17 protein-coding genes are annotated in these 22,592 nt (G+C 33.9%); 5 read left to right on the plus strand and 12 right to left on the minus strand.

Annotated features, from left to right (window positions below; genetic code table 11):
• Nucleotides 1-142 precede the first annotated feature (142 nt).
• A complete protein-coding gene (locus T367_RS0103810; RefSeq protein ID WP_027418661.1) occupies nucleotides 143-1,792 on the minus strand; it encodes a T9SS type A sorting domain-containing protein in 1,650 nt (549 codons plus the stop codon).
• Between the two features lie 318 nt (nucleotides 1,793-2,110).
• Between T367_RS0103810 and T367_RS0103815 the strand changes: the two genes are divergently transcribed.
• Nucleotides 2,111-3,142, plus strand: coding sequence for a hypothetical protein (locus T367_RS0103815; protein ID WP_027418662.1), 1,032 nt, complete (start codon nucleotides 2,111-2,113; stop codon nucleotides 3,140-3,142).
• 15 nt (nucleotides 3,143-3,157) lie between these two features.
• Here T367_RS0103815 and T367_RS0103820 read toward each other — a convergent pair whose 3' ends face one another.
• The 6 genes from T367_RS0103820 to T367_RS0103845 all read right to left on the minus strand — a co-directional run bounded on the left by T367_RS0103820 (nucleotide 3,158) and on the right by T367_RS0103845 (nucleotide 8,521).
• Entirely contained in the window at nucleotides 3,158-3,622 is a 465-nt protein-coding gene (locus T367_RS0103820; RefSeq protein ID WP_027418663.1) for a hypothetical protein, read from the minus strand.
• Nucleotides 3,623-3,653: 31 nt separating this feature from the next.
• Nucleotides 3,654-4,442, minus strand: a complete 789-nt coding sequence (locus T367_RS0103825) for a (Fe-S)-binding protein (protein ID WP_027418664.1) — start codon at nucleotides 4,440-4,442, stop codon at nucleotides 3,654-3,656.
• 31 nt (nucleotides 4,443-4,473) lie between these two features.
• A complete protein-coding gene (locus T367_RS0103830; protein ID WP_027418665.1) occupies nucleotides 4,474-4,896 on the minus strand; it encodes an LNS2 domain-containing protein in 423 nt (140 codons plus the stop codon).
• Entirely contained in the window at nucleotides 4,886-6,205 is a 1,320-nt protein-coding gene (locus tag T367_RS0103835; protein WP_035842302.1) for a (Fe-S)-binding protein, read from the minus strand. Before T367_RS0103835 ends, T367_RS0103830 begins: the two co-directional genes overlap by 11 nt.
• Before the next feature lie 38 nt (nucleotides 6,206-6,243).
• Nucleotides 6,244-7,272, minus strand: coding sequence for an MlaD family protein (locus tag T367_RS0103840; protein ID WP_027418667.1), 1,029 nt, complete (start codon nucleotides 7,270-7,272; stop codon nucleotides 6,244-6,246).
• 136 nt (nucleotides 7,273-7,408) lie between these two features.
• Nucleotides 7,409-8,521: an N-acetylmuramoyl-L-alanine amidase gene (locus T367_RS0103845; RefSeq protein WP_027418668.1), complete on the minus strand. Its 1,113-nt coding sequence runs from the start codon at nucleotides 8,519-8,521 to the stop codon at nucleotides 7,409-7,411.
• 100 nt (nucleotides 8,522-8,621) lie between these two features.
• Here T367_RS0103845 and T367_RS0103850 point away from each other — a divergent pair, with 100 nt between their 5' ends.
• Nucleotides 8,622-11,153 carry a putative LPS assembly protein LptD gene (locus T367_RS0103850; protein WP_157454115.1) on the plus strand — a complete coding sequence of 844 codons (2,532 nt, stop codon included), beginning with the start codon at nucleotides 8,622-8,624 and terminating at the stop codon, nucleotides 11,151-11,153.
• 5 nt (nucleotides 11,154-11,158) lie between these two features.
• On the opposite strand, the gene T367_RS0103855 is transcribed toward T367_RS0103850, so the two are convergent.
• From T367_RS0103855 to msrA, 3 genes are all read right to left on the minus strand, one after another.
• Nucleotides 11,159-13,450 carry an FdhF/YdeP family oxidoreductase gene (locus tag T367_RS0103855; protein ID WP_027418670.1) on the minus strand — a complete coding sequence of 764 codons (2,292 nt, stop codon included), beginning with the start codon at nucleotides 13,448-13,450 and terminating at the stop codon, nucleotides 11,159-11,161.
• Nucleotides 13,451-13,506: 56 nt separating this feature from the next.
• Complete coding sequence (locus T367_RS0103860) at nucleotides 13,507-14,628, minus strand: M14 family metallopeptidase (RefSeq protein WP_027418671.1); 1,122 nt, start codon at nucleotides 14,626-14,628, stop codon at nucleotides 13,507-13,509.
• Between the two features lie 63 nt (nucleotides 14,629-14,691).
• Nucleotides 14,692-15,399: a peptide-methionine (S)-S-oxide reductase MsrA gene (gene msrA / locus T367_RS0103865; RefSeq protein ID WP_027418672.1), complete on the minus strand. Its 708-nt coding sequence runs from the start codon at nucleotides 15,397-15,399 to the stop codon at nucleotides 14,692-14,694.
• A gap of 165 nt (nucleotides 15,400-15,564) precedes the next feature.
• On the opposite strand from msrA, the gene T367_RS0103870 reads away from it, so the two are divergent.
• Both T367_RS0103870 and T367_RS0103875 read left to right on the plus strand, forming a co-directional pair.
• Nucleotides 15,565-16,797, plus strand: coding sequence for a DEAD/DEAH box helicase (locus T367_RS0103870; protein WP_027418673.1), 1,233 nt, complete (start codon nucleotides 15,565-15,567; stop codon nucleotides 16,795-16,797).
• Nucleotides 16,798-16,967: 170 nt separating this feature from the next.
• The gene (locus T367_RS0103875) at nucleotides 16,968-20,597 is read left to right on the plus strand and encodes a TraB/GumN family protein (protein WP_027418674.1); all 3,630 of its coding nucleotides are present in this window, start codon (nucleotides 16,968-16,970) and stop codon (nucleotides 20,595-20,597) included.
• Between the two features lie 10 nt (nucleotides 20,598-20,607).
• On the opposite strand, the gene T367_RS0103880 is transcribed toward T367_RS0103875, so the two are convergent.
• Both T367_RS0103880 and T367_RS24470 read right to left on the minus strand, forming a co-directional pair.
• The gene (locus tag T367_RS0103880; RefSeq protein ID WP_027418675.1) at nucleotides 20,608-21,555 is read right to left on the minus strand and encodes an NAD(P)H-dependent flavin oxidoreductase; all 948 of its coding nucleotides are present in this window, start codon (nucleotides 21,553-21,555) and stop codon (nucleotides 20,608-20,610) included.
• A 79-nt stretch (nucleotides 21,556-21,634) separates the two neighbouring features.
• A complete protein-coding gene (locus tag T367_RS24470) occupies nucleotides 21,635-22,267 on the minus strand; it encodes an SGNH/GDSL hydrolase family protein (RefSeq protein ID WP_211252681.1) in 633 nt (210 codons plus the stop codon).
• Nucleotides 22,268-22,327: 60 nt separating this feature from the next.
• Between T367_RS24470 and T367_RS0103890 the strand changes: the two genes are divergently transcribed.
• Nucleotides 22,328-22,592: ISAon1 family transposase N-terminal region protein (locus T367_RS0103890; RefSeq protein WP_027418676.1), on the plus strand; the 265-nt coding region annotated here is incomplete at its 3' end.

Below are 22,592 nucleotides of genomic sequence, written 5' to 3' on the forward strand. Positions count from 1 at the left end.
TTGAAAAAGTTTACTATTTCTTAAACACGCTTACTCATAAAAAAAATAGAACTAAAAAAGTGGGAGTTCCTTAGCTATTGTTTCCCACATACTTATAAGACACTTGAACGAGAATAAAGTTACAATGAAAACAAAAAAAGTTTTATTGTTTAACAAATTGTTCAACAAACACTCCGTTAATCGTCTCTACCTTGAAGAAATAAACTCCTTGTGGAATTGCCGATAAATCAATCGAATTCGAATTAATTTCTTCATGCATTATTGATTGGCCTGCCAAATTAAGGATTGAAATACTTTTAACTTCTTCTCCATGTGCATTGAAATATAAGACACCTTGGGTTGGGTTGGGGAAAAGTTGAATCCTATTTTTTTCTTGCGTCAATTCGTTTTCTGAAATTGACAAGTTGATTCCTTTGTATTGTAAATTTAAAACTGGAGCAAATTCCTCATCTAATAAATCACTAAATTCTATAATATTGTCCTCACCCGCCGCATTGGCTTCTATTATAACTTGAAAATTTTCAGTATTCGAAATCATAGCAATCATTTCTGGATCTAAATCAATCCGTAACCAATCACCTTCTGTATCATTTTTACCAAAAACACATAGATCACTACTTAAATCACCGGCTTCGTCTTTATCTTCTAATTCAATTGCCTCACTTGTTCCAAAGTAGCCATTTTTAAAACGAACATTTACCATAGAGGTAAAAGGTCGAACGCCTGACAAATTTTTTCTTCTTAAAAATATTGAGGCTTGGTCAATCACTGTATCAGTAATCTCAGCGGTATTGAATGATAATAACGTTACTTGTTTGCCGATCCCTTCATCACCAACAGTAAAAACAGAACCTGTACTATCATTAAAAATAGTACCTGAAATTCCTTCTCCTTCTGGGAATAAATAAAGATCATCCATTAATAATTTATGATAAATCTTTTGAAATTGATAATCCATCATTATTTCGAATCCTTCAGCCGATAAATGAAAGCAGTCTCTTGCTAAACCATAATCCCGCATTGAAACTTTCGGCGATGGATAAGTAATATCTCCAGCTGGAAGAGGTTGAAAACCCGCCGAATAAGTTCCAAACGGCGCCACTTCTAAGGGCAATTCCTGTCCATAATATTTCTGCATTAAAGCTGGAGCAGACACAAAAGAAATGAGGGGATCTCCTGCGACTAATACTTCAAGATCATTTGAAAAATCTGATAAAATAGTATTCAATTCTTCAAAAGATGGAAACCCCATACCTTCCCAATTCCCGTAAAAGGGATGAGAAGTCTCTAAAGGAGCGAATTCGGCGATTACTTCTTCGAAATTAGGATACATATAACCACTCCAAATCACTTGAATTTCAGGACGAACACCATGTATAAAGTCTATAATTGAAACAATACGGTCATAAACTTTACTTTTTAAAGAGTCACTTTGTTCTGGTGTAAAATCCACTGTCCACGATCCTAAAACATCATTTCCTCCAATACTTAAATGAACTGCTTTGAATTGCGGATTAGCAATTAAGGTATTTTCAATTTCTGTCATTTTAGTGGGAGTTAAAAAATCTTCTGTTCTCGCACCATTCACTGACAATGTCGGAGAACTATAATAGCTATAATTAGAATGCCCCCATTTTTCTTCAATAGTATTTAAAGTACCATCAACATGCATAAAAAAAGCCCAGCTATCTCCCAATAGAAGAATTTTATCCTCTGCTGTTTCATCACATTGTGCTGAAGAAAACTGAACAAAACATAAATTAAATAGTGTAAGCAATAGTATTTTTCTCATAAATCTTTAAAATTCATCCCTACCGGGAAATGTAAATCAATCCTCAAGCCTTTATATTTTTTCATTATAAAGTTCTTAAGATTTAAGACACAAACAATTTGATAGAAATGATAAGAATAACATTCGAATAATAAAATTAATCGCGTATTCTTTTATAGATTTAACCTTTCATTTAATCAGAACTGATTTTTAAAGTTAATTATTATTTATATAAGAATCAATGCTTTTGCTTAAGTCAATTTTTAAGCGCTCTATTTAAGAGAATAAATTATAACAATTTCAATTTAGATCAGATAAATAATAAGTATATTATTCCATATGAAATTCAATCAGATAAAATATAAAAAACCATTTTATAAGATAAAGAAGCCTTTGCGTGATCACTTGCGACAATATTCGCGTTTAGATGTTTTTCCAATTGCATACGAAGATCTTCTTCATCATAGCGACATCTTGCCGATTACCGATGATAATGGGAATTCGACTTTATGGAATGCTGTATTATTTCAACCGAGTGATATGGAACAAATTTATCACAGTTTAATTTTATTGTATGAAAAACTTTATGCTGATGGTGCTCCAACCGCCTACATAAAAGTTGGTAGCGTAGACTTCTGTACTTATGGCAATTCACAACCGTTTAGAATTAAGATTGTGAATGAAATAAATGACAACCACGATTATTATTATATAAAAAAAGCAGATGCTTCACGAATTTATGGTTTAGAAATTGAACATATTTTTTCACCGAATAAAATGAACTATTTGGTGCACGAAAACACATTGATTGAAGAACATGTTATTGGTGTTCCTTGTGATGATTTCATTAAAAAACATGCAAAACGAAAAGTCGAAAATCGTTTGAGACTTGCGAAAGAATTTGTCAAATTTAACGAGCGATGCTTTACTCAATTATTAGGTGATATGCGTGCCTATAATTTTGTTGTTGAAATCAACCAGGATTTTGACAATATTCAATACCGATTAAGAGCGATGGATTTTGACCAGCAAACATATGAAGGTCGAATAAACATGTATTTACCTCAATTCTATAAAGACAATATCAGTTTAGTTAAATTGGCGCAAGAATTATTATCAAATGAAACTGCTGATCAATATAAACAACAAGAACGAGCAGCATTAAAAAAGAGATATCTTTCCGAAAAGCAACGAACAAAAAGTATTCTTAGAAGAATGAAAAATGATACGCTTTCAACAAAAGAAAACGTAACCCTACTAAGAAAGGAACTTAGTGTTTATCACAAAAACGAAGAATTCTTGAGTTGCAGGACTATGGGTGAAATTCTAATACTCCACCTTGAAATAAGATTGGGTATCAGGATATTCTAATTTTAAAACTGAAGCTTATCTGTAACCAACAGCCTTAGATGTTCCTCCAGCACTTTCTGTTGTGAAAGAAATTTTAGTGCCAATAAACTGACCTTTACCTGTTACGAAGCGATTATCTTCATATTCTTGATTAGGAATATTAAAAACATTTCCTGTTAACTCTGCTTTAACGACGATTGTTTGTCCCCAAATATTTGACAATAAAATTTCTGGACTTTCTGGAACACCTTCATCAATTTTCACATTTAAGGTATATTTTCTTACTTCTACAAAATCAGGACCTGCAAATAGAGAATCAACCATTACATAATCTCCAAGGTATGTAATTCTTTTATCCGCAGGAGGATAAATACAAGTACCATCATCTTTTTTGGCTACAGGCTTAAAATTTTCAGCTGCCTCATCAGTACAGCCGGGTTTTTTACAACCTACAAATAGAATTAAAGATGCAATTAGTATAAAATTAATAGCGTTTTTCATAGTTAAAAGTTTTGTTAAATATAGTTATTTACTATAAATCGGCAGCATTAGCAATCATTTCAGCGATATCTAATACTTGAACGTCATTTTCCTTATTAAAGTTTTTAACACCATCAGTCATCATTGTATTACAAAAAGGACAACCAGTAGCAATAATATTAGGATTCGTTTTTAATGCCTCTTCTGTTCGCTCAACGTTAATTTCTTTATCGCCTTTTTCAGCTTCTTTAAACATTTGTGCTCCCCCTGCTCCACAACAAAGTCCTTTAGCTTTACACCTTTTCATCTCTACCAATTCCGCATCAAGCTTACTTAGAATTTCACGTGGTGCTTCATAAACACCATTCGCTCTACCTAAATAACAAGGATCATGGAAAGTTATTTTCTTTCCTTTAAACGTTCCGCCTTCAACAGTTAATTTTCCAGAATCGAATAAATCTTGAATTAACTGAGTGTGGTGTATCACTTCATATTTCCCACCCAATCCTGGATATTCATTTTTCAGTGTATTAAAACAATGAGGACAAGCCGTCACAATTTTTTTTATTTCGTAACCGTCCAATACTTGAATATTCATCATTGCTTGCATCTGGAACAAGAATTCATTTCCAGCTCTTTTGGCAGGATCACCTGTACAAGACTCTTCTGCACCTAGTACAGCAAAATTAACATCACACTTATTCAATATTTTGACTAAGGCTTTTGTTATTTTTTTTGCTCGATCGTCAAAACTACCAGCACAACCTACCCAGAATAAAACGTCAGGTTGTTGACCTTTCGCTGCTAATTCCGCCATTGTTGGCACCCTCAATTCTCCCATAATAATTTATATTAATGTCTTAAAAAAACAATTATTTATCTTTAAATACTTCAATTTCTGAATTAATTTTAATCAAATCAGTAAACTTACCGTTATAGCGTGTTGCTTTCACAATATGATTATCAACCCAATGATAATTTCCTCCTCTTGGTTTCCCCATCACCATGCTATGATATTTAAAACCATGCTTATTCAACCATTCCTCAGTCACTGCTCTATGTTCTTCTATTCTAGAAGTAAAAAAGGTAATAATATGACCTTGGTCGAACCATTTATTTAATGTTTCTAATGCATCCGGATATAACTTCGCAGTAGCCATTCTTTCAGGCTCTTCATTAGGAATATCATCACAAATGGTACCGTCTATATCAATTAAATAGTTTTTAACCTCTTCAGGCAAAATTGGAGAAAGGTTATGATCCCCATCAGTTGCTTTTATCAATTTATGCTTCATCTTTCCATTTAAATCTGTCTGATGGTGAAAATTGCCAAGGCGCTTGGTTATTCTCAATATTGGTGTTCATTGTTGCCAATTCTGATGGCATCTTAGATTCTTCCATTACCAAATACCTTCTTAAATCCATAATTATTTCTAATGGATCAATATTCACAGGACAAGCTTGAACACATGCATTACAGCTAGTACAAGCCCAAATCTCTTCTTCAGTGATAAAATCTCCTAATAACGATTTACCATCATTAAACTTATCTCCTTCTTTTCTTTTACCTGCACCTACTTCTTCCGCTCTATCACGAACGTCCATCATAATTTTACGCGGTGATAATTTTTTACCTGTAATATTCGCAGGACACTCAGATGTACATCGCCCACATTCAGTACAAGTATAGGCATTCAATATATTTACCCAACTCAAGTCTTCAACATCTTTTGCTCCAAATTTTTGAGGAACAGCATCAGGGTCGACAGCGGGAACAGCATAAGGGTCAGCATTCGGATCCATCATTAATTTCACCTCATTCGTAACACTTTCCATATTTGTAAATTGCCCCATTGGACGCAATTTTGAAAAATAGGTATTCGGAAAAGCCCAAATAATATGTAAATGTTTTGAGAAAGGTAAATAACATAAAAAAGTTAAAACCATGATGATATGTCCCCACCATCCTACTCTTTCAAGAATGATTAGAGTAGTTGTTTCCATACCACCGAAAAACATTGGCCCCATCCACGATGAAATTGCAAAACCATAAGATTCATGTCCAGATCTAACATGCAAAACTTCGTCTGCCCCATTCATTGTGAAGATACAAATCACTAAAACAAACTCAAGATATAAGATGATATTACCATCTAATTTAGGCCAACCATTCATTTCACTTTTTACAAAGCGTGGTAATTTGATTAGATTCCTTCTCGACAAAAATGCAATCGTTGCGACTAAGGCTAATAGCGATAAAACTTCAATTAAACTGATTGTAAAGGTGTACAAACCACCCAACATAGGCTGGAAAATTCGATGTGAACCTGTCGCACCATCAATAATGATCTCAATTAATTCAATTTGAGTGATCATAAATGCAACATAGATGAACATGTGCAAAATAGCAGCAATTGGTCTAGCCCGCATTTTAGATTGGCCGAGCGCAACTCGAAGCATCGTTTTTAGTCTTTCTGACTTTCGATCAAATCTGTTTTCAGCTTTCCCCAATTTAATGTTAGCGATTATTTGCTTGACCTTAAATCCAAAAAAGGCCAATGCTCCTAAAAAAACGATTATAAATATTATATTACTTATTGTCATAAAAACACTTTTATATCATCTTAAACTTAGCGAATGGTTTACTTCAATATCTCTCTCAATTTATCTTCTTCTGGCTGCGATAATTGAACACCTTTAACTTTTCTACCTAACAGAGAAAAATGAACGTATTTATTCGGATTACGTTGCATATCTTCTAATAGACTTTGTATCGCTAAATTAGTATTAACCAATTCATTGTGCAAGGAATCGGTATGTAATAAAGCACCTATAGTTCCTTCACCTTGATTCACACTTGTTAATAATTCGTTCAACTCAACCAAAGTAGTTGACAGGTTTCCAACCAATGGTTTTAAATCAGCATCTGCGACGCTTGCTGTGATTGCTTCAAGATTGTTGATGATACCACTAATTTGTTCAGACTTATTAGATAAGTTTTCAGTAATACCTCCAACACTACTTAGAATAACATCAACTCTGTCTGTTTCTTTTTTAATCAAGTAACTCAAGTTATTCGCAAGATCACCGAATTTAGCAATTGCATACCTTGCTTCATCTAAACCTTCATCAATGGTGTAAGCAGCACTAGTATCCCAAAATGCATTCACAGAAACGATGATAGACTCAACCGACTTGATTAACTCTTCCGTTTTCTTTTTTAATGGTAATAACTCTTCACTAATCTGCGTTTCTAATGATTTTGCGATTGTTCCAGGAATAGTATCTCCATTTTCAAAATAAGCGAACTCATTTCGAGGTGTTATATCTAATTTTAAATCTAATGCTTTAGTTCCTAAAATATCAGAACTAATTAATTCAATTACGGATGAATTAGTAATTTGTAATTCGTTATCATTCAAAGTATAACTCACCAATATTATGTTCGGATTTTCAGGATGCAATCCAACACTTGAAACTTGTCCAATTTTCAATCCATTTAATTGAACTTCGTTCGAAACTTGTAATCCTGATGAATTTGTAAATACAGTATGAAAAACTCTATTCTTACCAAAAAGCGAGCTCCCCTTCAAAAAGTTCACCCCCAAGAGCAATAAGAATATGCCTAAAATGACTAATAATCCTACTTTAAATTCTTTTGATACTTTCATTGTTATTAATTATCAAGCCTATGAATACTATGATTTCTCAAAACATATTCTAAAGCAATGGTATATTGTTAATTCTGTTTATTACCAATATTATTTCACTCAATTCGCTAAAATAATGGAAAAAATCCGATTGAATTTAATTTTGAGTCATTTTAATTGCTTTTTCAATGTTCATTCTTTCTCCTCCTGAAAAGGCAACAACAAAGGCGTTTTCAAATCCTTTTTCTCTCATTTGTTGTTTCAATTTGTTCGCTTCATCAAAACTATTAAATAGGCCAACGGTATATTTAAACAAGTTATTATTTTCATACGACCAAACATCCATTCCTAAAAACTGTGGATCGCTTGTTTTTAAAGGACTTGAAGAGGTTGATATCTGCACTCTAAATAATACTTCTTCAGCATCCACCGTCAAGTCTTCCCCACCAAAATCTACTGGTTCGCTAGTATTTAAATGTGTAGATTGATCAGCTGTCTCGTAATAAACCTTATAATCTTCAAATGCTGTAAAAATAGAGTTTGCCATCTTTGTCTGATTACTTGTATCGCTCAGAAATAACTCCTCTTCTTTATTCGTAAGAAAGCCAGTTTCAATTAAGACACTTGGCATCGTTGTTTTATATAGCACCAAAAACCCAGCCTGTCTGACTCCTCTACTCGCTCTACCTAATTTAGTGAATTCGTTTTGAACCCTTGCTGCAAATTCAATTGAGTGGTTTAAGAAAACACTCAATTGCAATTGTCTCGCAATAATAGCGTCAGCAGAGAGTTTCTCATATTTAATATCACTATCCTTTTCGAATTCGATCGCAGAGTTTTCTCTTTCAGCAATCGCTCGTTGCGCTTCTGTCTTATGTAAACCTAAAACATACGTTTCTGCACCTACCGCAGTCGAAGGCCCTGCATTCGCATGAATACAGATAAAAAGATCTGCTTTATTGGTATTGGCAATTTTAGCACGCTCGTCCAATTCGATAAAAATATCCGTCTTCCGCGTATATATCACTTCCACATCAGGATAGTTCTTTTCAATGAAAGCCCCCAATTTAAGTCCAATGGCCAAAGTAACCTCTTTCTCTTTAGAATGACTACCGTGACAACCTGGATCTTGCCCTCCATGCCCAGGATCTATTACCACTTTTTTAATTCCATGCAATGCATCATCTAACTGAGCGTGAGCCGAATTTATAAAAAACGTTAACAAACACAATATAATTAAGTTCGATTTGTTATAAGCCTGTATCTTCATTTGATCTAATTGTTATAGATTTGTTGATCTTTTTAAACCTACTATACAAAGTTAAGACCAAAGTTTGCATTTAAACAAATACATAAGGTTAGTTTTCAATTTGAGTTTGTTGATAATCATCAACACTACATCATTTAAAATCTATGCGCAGGAACAAGCTTCCGTTCAATCAAGCGGATTAAATGCGCCTGTTTTTTACGAAGCTAAGGATTCTATCGTGGCAGATATCCCGAACCAGATTGTTCGTTTATATGGTGATGCGAAAGTGAACTATGAAGACATTGAATTGTTGTCTGAACTAATAGAGATAGACATTCAGAAGAATGAGGTAACTGCCACGTATGGCATTGATAGCCTCGGAAATCCTTTTGGAAAACCGTTATTTACTGCTGGTGGAGAACAAAGCGAATGTGATTATATTAAATACAATTTCGACACAAAAAAAGGTTTTGTAAAAGAAGTTAGAATGCAGCAAGGTGAAGGTTATATTCACATGGCAGAATCTAAAGTTCAACCCAATGAAGAAATTCATTTCAGAGATGGTAAATTCACGACTTGTTCGAATGAAAAACCGCATTATCATTTTAAATTAACACGTGCAATTGTCGTTCCAGATAAAAGAATTATTACTGGACCAGTTTATATGCAAATTTTGCGTGTACCATTACCTTTAGCTGCGCCATTTGGCTTTTTTCCTAATTCTGAAACAAAAAAAGCTGGAATTATCATTCCTGACTTTTCTTTTAATAGTTACGATTCTTACGGTTTTGGTATCACTGACCTTGGATATTATATTCCACTTGGTGAATATTGGGAAACATATTTTTATGGAACTGTCTTCACGAGTGGACGTTGGGGGATACGAAACGAAACCAATTATTATCAAAAATATAAATACAGAGGTAATTTCGGCCTTAAATTCGAACAGTTAAGAGGAAAGTTCTATGCCCAAAACATTAGTAATAAACTTACTTTAAAGTGGACGCACAATCAAGATGCTAAATCACATCCTTCTATCAAATTCTCAACGAATATTAATTATGTTTCTGATAATAGTTCTAAAACGACATTAGACCTAATCAACGAAGATTACTTTAACAATACTTTCAACTCGAGCATTAACTTAACCAAAGGCTGGAATACAAATCGTTTTAATGGCGCTATGACCTTAAAGTCTTCTTTGCAACAAAATACACAGAGCGGGAACTACACAATTCAGTTACCTAGCTATAACTTAACCGTCAACAGATTCGATTTAGGAGTATTAAGAGGAAGTGCTATTGGTAAAAAATGGTACGAGAATATTACTGTTAACTACAGTTTAAATGCAGAGAATTCCATTTTAGCACCAGATAGTATATTTACTGCCGACGAATTTAATCAGATTGGGGATTATGCAGCGAATGGAATTAAACATAATGTTGGATTGCAATCCAATTTAAATGTATTAAAAGGTCGTTTTACTTTGACACCTGCTTTAACTTATAATGAGTTATGGAATTTTCAATCTGAAGATTTGACTTGGAATGAGGATCTTCAAAAAATTGACACGACTTCTTCAAATGGATTCAGAAGTTCTAGAAATGTTGCGTTATCTGGTCGTGTGAGTTCTAACTTCTACGGTTATTATCAACTTGTTGGTCCTTCAGAAACAAGATTTAGACATGTAGCATCACCGAATGTTAGCTTTACTTTATCTCCAGATATTGGCCTGTTTGAAGAAATTCAAATTGACTCAACTGGTAAAACTCAATTTTATTCTCCTTTTTATAAAAGCAAGTATCGAGAAGGCTCAGCGGGAGCTTCTGGACGAATTAACTTCGATGTAAACAATACATTAGAAATGAAACGTAAGAACAAGAAAGACACTTTAAACAACGAAGTCAAATCCTTGAAATTGATTGATGCCCTATCGGTGAATGGTAACTACGATTTTTTAAAGGACTCGTTTAACTTGAGTGACTTTAATTTATCATTTAGAACTTCTCGTTTCTTTAATATTTTCAGTTTCCAGTCGAATGCTACATTTACGCCTTATAGCTGGAATAATGAAACGGGTGCTAAGCTGAGCACCTATGCATGGAATGATGGCAATGGATTAGGAAGATTCTCAAAAGCATCGAGTGTTATTAATGCGAATTTTACAAACGCTAAAGGTAGAGCAGAACAAGAAGAGAATGATACTAAAACCAGAGAGAATGCCAATAATAATAAAATTGCCACAAGCAATAGATTAATTGATTTTGAAATCCCATGGCAATTAAATATTGCCTATAATATTAGCTATACAAGAGCTTCAATTAGCAACAATTTAGAATATGTTGATTCTGCAGTAATTGTGCATACTGCCCAGTTTAACGGAGACATTAATATCGCTGAGAAATGGAAAGTAGGATATATGGTAGATTTCGATCTTATCACAAAAAAAGTACCGCAATTTAGAGTTGAAATTTGGCGTGATTTACATTGCTGGGAAACAAGTTTAAAGTTCCAACAATTTGGTCCTTTTACAAATTCCGAAGTTACAGACTTCAAAGCCAATTGGTCAGTTCAGTTACATATTGGAATTAAAGCCGACATGTTCCAGGCGATCAAGTATGATCAAACCATCAAGAATCCATTTCCATTATAATAAATTTATTTGAATAAACTTATTTCAATGAATTTAGAAACTGGGGTATTACTTTTTTTCGCTGTACTATCCACCGGAACTAAAACATTCGCTTCTGGAAAATAAGTCGCCGCACAACCTTTTGCAATATTATAAGCAATTACTTTAAAATTATTAGCTATTCGCTCTTCTCCTCTGAAATGACTTTTTATATGAACAACCTCTTCGTTTTTTAAACCTTGTGCATCCATGTCAGACTTATTCATCAAAATCACACGACGTTCGTTTAAAATACCTCTATAACGATCGTCCATACCATAAATGGTTGTATTGTATTGATCGTGCGTACGGATTGTCATCAAAATTAAATGACCTTCCGCAACATTGTTCTGAGGAATAGGATTTATTGTAAAATTTGCTTTGCCATTAGCTGTATTAAATTTTCTATCTCTTGTACAATTTGGTAAATAAAATCCACCAGGCACTCTTACTCTTTTATTATAATCATGAAAACCGTCTATTGTTGCTTCAATTGCATCTCGTACATTGTCATAATTGTCTCTCATTTTCTCCCAATCAATTGGGCTATTGCCAAAAACAGCCTTTGCTAAAGTAGCGACAATTGCAGGTTCACTTTTTAAATTTGGTGATGCATTGTCAAGACTACCGTATGATTTCTGTACAACACCCATCGAATTCTCTATGGTTACAAACTGTTTTCCTGATGCTTGAATATCTAATTCTGAACGACTGATACATGGTAGAATTAAAGCCTCATTTCCAGTAACGATATGCGATCTATTCAATTTTGTAGAAACTTGAACAGTCATATCACAATTCTGAATGGCTTCTCCAGTGAACTGACTATCTGGGGTTGCTGAAATAAAGTTTCCTCCCATAAAGAAGTAAAACTTCACTTTATTTTCATGACATGCTTTTATCGATTCAACAGCATCATAACCATGCTCCCTAGGGAATTTCATTTTGAAATGTGCATCAATTTTATCAATATATCCATCTTTAGGTTTCTCCCAAATATTCATCGTTCTATCACCCTGAACGTTACTGTGTCCTCGAACAGGACAAGTTCCACCACCTTCAATCCCTATACTTCCTTTTAAAAGAAGAATATTGACTACTTCTTGAATGTTCTGAACACCATTCTCGTGCTGTGTAAGGCCCATCGCCCAACAAATAATTATCTTCTTTTTTTCAATGAATAATTTAGAAACCGTTCTAATTTCTTTTTCACTTACACCACTCGCAGCAACAGCTTCGTTAAAATCTGCTGCTTTTAAGTCCGCCAACAACGCATCTATTCCAGCTGTTTGATTGGCAATAAAATCAAGATCGAAAACGGTACCAGGATTTTTCTCCTCAGCTTCAAGCATCAATATCATGATCGCTTTCAACAATGCAACATCTCCATTTATTTTCACCTGTAAATAATGATCATCTAATTGTGTTCCACCTTTAATCATCGCCAAAGGATTCTGAGGATCAACAAATACGTTGTTCCCCGCTTCGGGAATTGGATTAACACTGATTATTTTTCCACCGTTCTCTTTACATTTTTCTAAAGCTGCTAACATTCGCGGATGATTCGTTCCAGGATTCTGCCCCATCACAACGATCAATTCTGAAACGTATAAATCTTCTAACGTAACTGAACCTTTACCAATACCAACAGTCTCACTTAAACCTACCCCACTCGATTCGTGGCACATGTTTGAGCAGTCAGGTAAATTATTTGTTCCAAATTGACGAACGAATAATTGATACAAATAAGCAGCTTCATTACTTGTTCGACCTGAGGTATAAAAAATAGCTTCATTCGGATCGTTCAATGACTTTAATTTGGTCGCCATTTTTTCAAACGCTTCTTCCCAAGAAATAGGTTGATAATGCGAACTTCCTTCAGCCAAATAAAAAGGTTCTGTAATACGTCCAGATTTTCCTAACCAATAATCAGACTTTGTGCTCAATTCTTCAACCGAATATTCAGCAAAAAACTCACGACCAACCTTACTTATCGTTGCTTCTTCGGCAATTGCTTTAACGCCATTCTCACAATATTCACCTAATTTAGATCGTTTACCATCAGGATCAGGCCAAGCACAACCAGGACAGTCAAACCCATCCTTTTGATTCATTTTATTCAACAATTTTATCCCGCGCCATAATCCCATTTCTCTTGAGATATGTTGCATAGAAGAAATCAATGCTGGAATACCAACAGCTTTTTTCTTCGGAGATGTTAATTTAAGTTGAGAAAATTCTTCAGGCGGAACAATTTGCACTTTTCTTTTTGTGATCATTTTGGCTTGTTTGAGCAGTTAGGAATTGAACGAAAAACTAAATTAATAAATTTCTATTAGAGTTCAGGCAACACATGTAAAATTGGATTCAAAATTGACTCCCCAAATACCATTGATCGTTCTGGAGACCATCCATAAATTGTATCCGGTAAATCATCATTATCTTTAAAAGGCATCTCTATCGTAAATGACAGACAATTAAACCTTTCCGCTACAGCATTTGAACAGACCGTTAAATTTGCTTCTCCTGGCTTATCAGCCCCATAATTATGTTCATCCTGAAAATCAGGGCTCACCGCCATCCAATTGTTCTTAAATTGTTCTTCTAATTGTTTTAGCTCTAAATTATAACTTGGGATACCTTCTGAAGCTGCCACAAAATTGAATGGAATTGCTTCGTCTCCGTGAATATCCAATAATAAGTCAACCCCTGTCTTATCCATCTTCGCTAGACAATGATATACTTCTGGACTATTTTGGATAGAAGGACTCGCCCATTCTCTATTTAAATTCATTCCAGCTGCATTCGCTCGTAAATTTCCCGCAATAGAGCCATCAATATTCATATTCGGAATGATATAGAAACAAACATCCTCCAATAATTTTTTAGAAACAGGATCATTGCTATCTAATAAACGATCTACTAATCCTTCAATAAACCACTCTGCCATACTTTCACCAGGGTGTTGACGTGCAACTACCCAAACACTTTTCCCAATACCTTCTTCACCAATAACCAATAAATCGATATCCCTCCCCTCTACCGTTTCTCCAATAACTTCAACTTTACATAAATCAGATAATTCTGCTGAATGCACTAGATTTTGATGTCTATCGTATGAATATGGGGCGAAATATGCGAAATACAAACTGTTTTGCGTTGGTTCAAAATCGACTTTCAAAACGCCATCCACATAGGTTGTAGGAATTCTAAACCATTCAATTCTATCGTATGAAGCACAAATATTATAATTTTCCCATCCATCAGGATAAGTAGATTGCCCAGCATTTAAAATCTCAATAGTAACTGCTTGATTAATCACTCCAGTCAATCGAAAATGGAACCATTGCAAAAAGTCCGATTTCGTATCTTTTCTGATATTCAGTTTTATTAAACCGTTAGAATTTATGCTAACGACCTCGATATTACCGCTATCAAATTTAGTTGAGATTTTCATTATGTGTTTTTTTTCACAAAATACTCAAATATCGAAAACAAAAATTGAAAAAGAATTGATTTTTTAATGTCTCTTCGACTTTAATAAATTCGGATAATTGGCCTGAAATTTATTCAACCTTGGAATTGAGACAGAACGAATATAACCACTATTCGGATGAAGTCTTTCATAATTTTGATGATACCCCTCTCCCATCCAAAACTTATCAAAACGCTTGACTTCACTGGCAACATTTAATCCTGTAGCTTCTAAATCAACTATCTTTTTATCGATGATCTCTTTTTCAATATTATTCGAATAAAAAGCAATGCTGCGATATTGACTACCATGATCAGGACCTTGTCCATTCACTTGCTCAATATTTTGACTACCAAAATAAACATCCACAAGATCTTTGAAACTTACGATTGTAGAATCATATAAAATTTCAACCGCCTCAGCATGTCCTGTTTGACCAGTATTAGATGCTTCGTAAGTTGGATTATCTGTATGACCTCCTGAATATCCGTTATAAACTTCTTTTACCCCTTTTACACTTTCAAAAATAGCTTCTACACACCAAAAACAACCGGATGCGAAATAAGCCTTTTTAATATAAGCTTCGTTAATCTCCTCATCAACTTCTAAAACATCGACGTCTTTACTTAATTCTTCACTTAAAAAAGATGGCAATTCTTGATCAGATTTATTTGTTTCAACAGGCGAATCACAGGCTGTTAAGCCGAATATTGCCATAAAAAACACATTCAATAACATACTTACTTTGATCATAATTAATTTTATTTGTTGGACGCATTTAATCAGCTGAACTTACAAAATATGAAGTCATAATTTATAAAATTAAATAATTGACAGAGAATTTGATTCATTTTTTTTAATCAAATGATCAGTTTCATCCGAAAATTCAGAAAAATGTAATTATCTTAACCGATAATTATGAAATTTACAGAATTAAACTTAAAAGACGAGCTACTTGAAGCATTGTCTTATATGGGGTTTGAAAATGCAACTCCAATCCAAGAAAAAGCAATCCCTTATATTTTAGATAATAAAGATTTAATCGCATGTGCACAAACGGGAACAGGTAAGACTGCCGCATTTGTACTGCCTATTCTAAATAAATTAGTCGGTAAAAAAGATCCATCGATCAACACGTTAATTATCGTTCCAACGAGAGAATTAGCCATCCAAATTGAACAACAAATTCAAGGTTTAGCCTATTTTGTTTCAGTTGGATCTAAAGCTGTATATGGAGGTGGAGACGGTAAAGACTGGGATTTACAAAGAGATGCACTAAAAAATGGTAAAGACATTATTGTTGCAACGCCAGGGAAATTATTATCTCATTTAAAAATGGGATATGTTAACTTTAAGCAAGTTAAACATTTGGTTCTTGATGAAGCGGACAGAATGTTAGATATGGGATTTAATGAGGATTTAACTAAAATCATTTCTTACCTCCCTAAAAACATTCAGACATTAATGTTTAGTGCAACAATGCCCTCTAAAATTAAGGAATTGGCAAGAAAAACGATGAAGTCCCCGATGGAGATTACTTTAGCCGTTTCAAAACCTGCAGAAGGTGTTACTCAGGGCGCTTACATTACTTTTGACGATCAAAAGAACGCTGTACTGAAACATATTCTTGACGAAAGAAAAGACTATGACGGGATCATCATTTTTACATCTGCGAAAGTTAAGGTATCTCAGATCAATCAATTCTTAAGAAAAAATGGATTTCAATCGAAAACGATCTCTTCGAATTTGAACCAGACTGAGCGTGAAGAGGTTTTACAACAATTTAGAGCGAAAAGAATTCGAATTCTAGTTGCTACTGATGTGATGTCACGTGGAATTGACATTAAGGAAATAAGTATGGTAATTAATTATGACGTTCCTCATGACGCTGAAGATTATGTTCACAGAATAGGAAGAACGGCTCGTGCCAACACAAAAGGTGAAGCTTATACCCTCGTCAATCCTAAGGATTTTCACAAATTGCGTAAAATTGAAAAATTAATCGAGAATGAAGTTCCTAAAATTGCTGTTCCTGAAGAATTAGGTGCTGCACCTGATTGGAATGCAAAACCTTCGAAACCACAATTCAAGAAAAAACCTTTCAATAAGAAACCTAAAAAAACAAATCAACATAAAGCAAAAGCTGATTAACTTCGGTCTTTCACTAAGTAACAGTTTTTAAATTGTTACTTATTCTTTTATATGTATAACTATGCTTTGTTAAATCATAAGAAACCTTAATTCCTTGATTCAATTATCTAATCTCGACTTTTCTTTGATCATTCATTGTTAAATTTAACGTTTAAAATATTCTCCTCCTCATGAAAATAACAACCCTATTATTTTTAATCATCTCTATTTCTTCAGCGAACTTTTTAAATGCACAAGAGAAAAGTTACCAAGGTTTACTTTGGGAAATCTCTGGGAACGGACTCAACACACCCAGTTATTTATATGGAACGATGCATGTTTCTAATAAATTAGCTTTTAATGTGAGCGATTCATTCTATTTGTGTTTGAATAACGCAGAGGGAATTGCTTTAGAATCTTCTCCGGCGAATTGGATGGAAGATTATCGAGAAATGGGAGCATTTACGCCTCAAAATTTTGGATACGGTAAAGATTTTTACCAACAAGCTTTTAATATAAACTCACCTGAATCTGCTGTCATCTATAATCTATTGCAAAACAAAAATGGTTTAATGAACCAAATCTTGTACAGATATAGACCTGGAAACGATGATTATGAAGAGAATACCTTTTTAGACATGTTTATCTATCAAGCGGGTGCTAAAAATGCCAAACCTATTTATAGCCTTGAAACACTTGATGAAGTGATTGATCTTTCGGTGAAATCAATGACACCGGACAAGGAAAAGAAAAGAGAAAATACTAAAAATTCATTACTTGAAAAAGATAGACAGCACAAATACGTTCTATTAGAGGATGCATATAGACGCGGCGACTTGAATCAAATTGACTCACTAAGTAAAACTGACAATCCAACTTCGGTTTACCATAAGTATTTTATTGTTGAAAGAAACAAAAATATGGTGAGAAGAATTGATTCGATTGTCAATTCCAAATCCTTATTCATTGGAGTCGGTGCCGCTCATTTACCGGGAGATGAAGGGATGATTGAATTGTTGAGAAATGAAGGTTTTACTGTTCGTTCCGTAACCTCTAAATCGTCGAATAAGTCCCATAAAATGAGAAAAAAACTTGAAGCTTTATACAAATCAATTCCGTTTCAGGAAGAAGAAACCATTGATGATTTTATGAAGGTTAGCGTACCTGGAGAATTATATGAAATGCCAACTGGCAAAGTCGGACGAATGGAATATTTGTGCCCTGAGCCGATTAATGGTGGTTATTATAATGTAATCAGACAATTTACACTCGGTCCCATTTTCAATAAAGACCCTGAATTCTATCAAAAATCTTTAGATAGTCTTCTTTATATCGCTACACCTGGGGAATTAATTAAAAAGGAAGATATTGAGGTTAATGGATATAAAGGTTATAATATTCTAACCAAAACGAGTAAAAATGCCTTTGTTAATTATAATGTATTCTTCACTCCTACAGAGATTGTAGTTTTAAAAGGATTTGGATTGAAAGATTATATTCTAAAATCAGGCCCTAAATCGTTTTTTAGTAAATTATCCCTTGCTCCAAGTCATTCTAATTGGACGACAGTAACACCTGAATTTGGTGGTGCCGAATGGCAAATGAAAGGACTTGTTACTGGCCAAGACTTGATACCAGGACTTGAAGATAGCGGAATTGATCCTTTTTACCAATCATACGATCAATCAACTAAGAATTATTATATGGCAATGAGGTATACACTGAACGACCTAGATTATATTGAAGAGGATTCGTTTGACTTAGCTTATTTAGGGGAACAATTTGCGGAGCGATTAGGATATGATATTGCATCAACTGATTTTAGCACGAATAAAGGGTATGCTAATATCAGACAAGAATTAAAAATAAAAGACAAATATACAGATCGTAAATCTTCACTTTATATCAATTTAATTACTGAACGTGGTCAATACTACTTGATGTGCTCAACAACAAATGATGCGGACGGTGAAAAGTTTTTTAACTCGTTTAAATTAACGGATTATAAATTAGACCAGCCATACGAAGAATACGAGGATACTGTTCGTTTTTATACTGTTCAAACAATCAAGAAGAAAGAAGCTAAAACTTTTGGTGGTGGTTATGATTTTTATAGAAATAATAATCAATCTGACGAGGATGAGACTTATAAAGGATCGACGTCAAGTAATTTTCATAACGAACCGCGTTCTGGAGAAGACATCTATGTAGGTTATTCAAAATTCCACAATTATGATGGCGCTGATTCATTAGCCGCTTTCTGGGATTACAGAAAAAAGAAGCTTATTGAAGACAATGATTTTATTCTGTCAAGAGAAAAACATAAAGAATTAGATAATGGACACCAACTCTCGTTCTTATTGAGCGATACTGGAAGCGCAAAAGGAATAATGACGCAATTGGTTGCGCAACACGGTGTTCTTTACACCATACAAGCTTTAATTGATACGACTAAAGGTCCATCGGAATATGTGCAAACATTTTTTGAAACTTTCAACCCTATGGATACCATGGTTGGAAGAAATATTTTTGAAGACAAAGCTGATGTTTTCTTTGAGCACGTAAATTCGACAGATAGTTTACTTAAGGTAAATGCAATGAAATCTATCGAATCAATAGATTTTAAAGAAAAAGATATTGAAAAATTGGTAGAAGTATATCACAATTTCGAATTTGACGAAAAACAGGAAGCTCTTCAACGGGAGAATTTAATTCATGGTTTAGGGAATGTTGAAGATCAAAAAGCATACGATTTTTTATTCTCAGTTTTTGACGAAAACAACTTTAACGCCGACCTGCAATTCGCTGTTTTACATTGTTTCTCATTTACGGAAACAGAAGAAGCTTACGCGGCTATTAAAAAATTACTGCTAGAAAATCCGCCTTTCACAAATAATCAACGCAAATTGAACTTCTTCGATAATCTATACGATTCATTAGAATTAGCTAAAGATTACTTCCCTGAAATGTTAGATCTAGTTCAATATGCCGACTATAATCCTTACGTTTTAGAATTATTAGCTGAAGGATACTTAGATTCAGTATTCACTTTTGACAATTTCAAATCTGAAAAAAACTCAATCTACAGAAATGCAAAAATAGAGTTAAAGCGAATGGTCGCAGCGCAGAAAAAAATCAAATCAGAAGACAAATATAATAGAGATTATACGCTTACTAATCAGTATGGTGTTTACCATAATCTATTGATGGACTATTATACTTTGATGTGTGGCTTTAAAGTCAATGGGAACGAAGATGTTGATGTGTTTTTTAAAGATATTGATCGAATAGAAAATAATAAGTTTTTATTAGAGGCAGAGATCATTCATCATCAATTAGGACTACCAGTAGATACTGCTAAAATTAATAAAGTAGCGAATGATTTAGATTATAGACAATGGGTTTATAACCGTTTAGAAGACGAGGAATTATTGACATATTTCCCAGCGCATATTTCTCAGCAAGATATGGCAGAAGCTATTCTTTACAACAATAATTTAGATGATGAAAAAGATACCATTGTATTCTTGAAAAAATTAGAAGTTGACAATGGAAAAGAAAAGGGATTTATTTACTTTTTTAAACGTAAGAATGATGACAATTTAAATTGGATGATTGATTATGTTGGACTTTTACCAATAAGTGACGAGAAGTTAATCGACGGCTATTTCGAAAAGAAGTTGGGGTTCGCTGTACAAAATGAAGAGGAAATAGAACTTACAATTCATAAAACGATCGAATATTTCGAATTACAACATAGAAAACGTGTTAAAACGAATACTGGATATGGTAATTACGAAGATTTTTATGGAATGTACTAATCCTTCTTCCCTACTTTACCAGAGCGTTTATGATTTCTGAAATTGGTCGAATTGATTTGACATGTTCAATTGTCGGTCCTGCACACCAAACAGTTTTATATGTAGCACTGAATGCTGACTTTTCAAGCGATTTCATTCCTTTTACAAAAGTCAACATCTTTACCCATTTTTTCAAACGTTTGTTCTTACTTAACATGGCTTCTAACCAATTTTGTTTCGTTCCTATTTTTTGAACATAGGGTGTATTAATCACTGTACAGGGCGAACCTGAAACCTTTGTACTCAAAACAATATCCTTTGCCCCGTAATCGACACAAGCTTGTTTGTACTCATCTGACACATCAGATTCTTCACTTGCAATAAAAATACTTCCTACTGATGCTCCGCAAGCACCAAGGGATAATACATGGTCTAATTCTGCCTTGTTCCCTACTCCTCCAGCTGAAATAACTGGAATGTTACATTCTTCAACTAAAAGAGGTATCAACTCTTCACGTGACATCGGTCCAGCATGTCCGCCAGCTTCTTTATTCACAGCGATCACAGCATCAGCACCTAATTGCTCAACTTTTTTAGCGAATTTCAAATCCACCACATCACAAAAGACTTTAATTCCTTTTGCCTTACATTGTTTAATAACCTCTGCTGGTGAACCCAATGATGTAATGATATAGTCAACGCCCAACTCGACTGATGTTTTTAATTGCTGTTCCATTTTTGGATTCGATTTATTAACAATCAAATTAACGCCCATTGGACCTGTCGATTTTGCACGAACTTCTTTGATAGCTGCCCTAAATTCTTCGTCTGTTCTATAATTTAAAGCTGGAACGGCACCTGTAATGCCATTGTTTGAAGCAGCAATTAACATTTTAGAATTTGACACCAAAAACATAGGTGCCATAATTATCGGGAATTCAATTCCCAAAATCTCGGTCAATAATCGTTTGTCTTTCATACTTAATAAATTCCTTATAAAGTTACTTTATTAATTTAAAAGCTCAAACGTTTATGGTAATTATTTTATGCACGCATAATTAATTATTCAAATTCGATTGAATCATACCGAGAATCTTTTTATAATATTTATCCACCCATAATGAATATTGATATCCTGATGGATGCAAATTATCAGAGGCTACAAGTTTTGTTTCAACTAAACCTTGTCTAGATATTTCCGTGATATCAAAATATGTCACTCCGAATTCAAACGAAACAGACTTACAAATGTTATTATACCCATCAATTCGTGCTGATATTTTAGCTTGATTGGGAGCACCATAAGGTGTGAAGCCATAATCAGGAATACTCAAAACAAATACACCCGCTTCTCCTGATCTAGCTTGAGCTATTGCAAATGCTAAACATTTTCTAAACTTTTCTTCAAAACTTTCAATTGTTTCACCTTGGAACTCGTTGTTTACACCGATCAATAATGCGACTAAATCAAATTTTGATTCATTTAATACTGTTCTAGCGCTTAATAATAACTGATCCGTTCTCCAACCAGTCTTAGCAATAATTTTTACAGGTTCAATTAAAACATCTTGGGACTTTAATTTTTCTACCAGTTGATTTGGCCAGCGTAAATTAATATCAACAGACTCACCAATAGTGTATGAGTCTCCTAATGCGAGGAAAGAAATATTTTGGTCCTCCTTTTGGATCAGTCACAAAAGTTGGGGAAGAATTTAGACTAAAATGATTTTCTTTGTAAAAAAGAATAAGTTTTGGAGGGATATTTAGACTTAATAAAAATGATTTTACCTGAGATTTTAGTAGCACATTTTGAGCTTACGGAATCAAAAAAAGTAGGAGAACGATTGAACCTTTATTTTGAGGAAAAGAATACTGTTCCCCAAGAATTTAATTCACGTCAATTAATTTCAAAAGGTTTTCATAAAACCATTACAGTTCAGGATTTTCCTTTAAAAGGTATGTTTGTTTTTTTTCATATTAAACGACGTAGATGGACAGATAAAGAAACATCTGAAA

This window comes from Crocinitomix catalasitica ATCC 23190 (assembly GCF_000621625.1).
GTDB classification, from domain to species: domain Bacteria; phylum Bacteroidota; class Bacteroidia; order Flavobacteriales_D; family Crocinitomicaceae; genus Crocinitomix; species Crocinitomix catalasitica.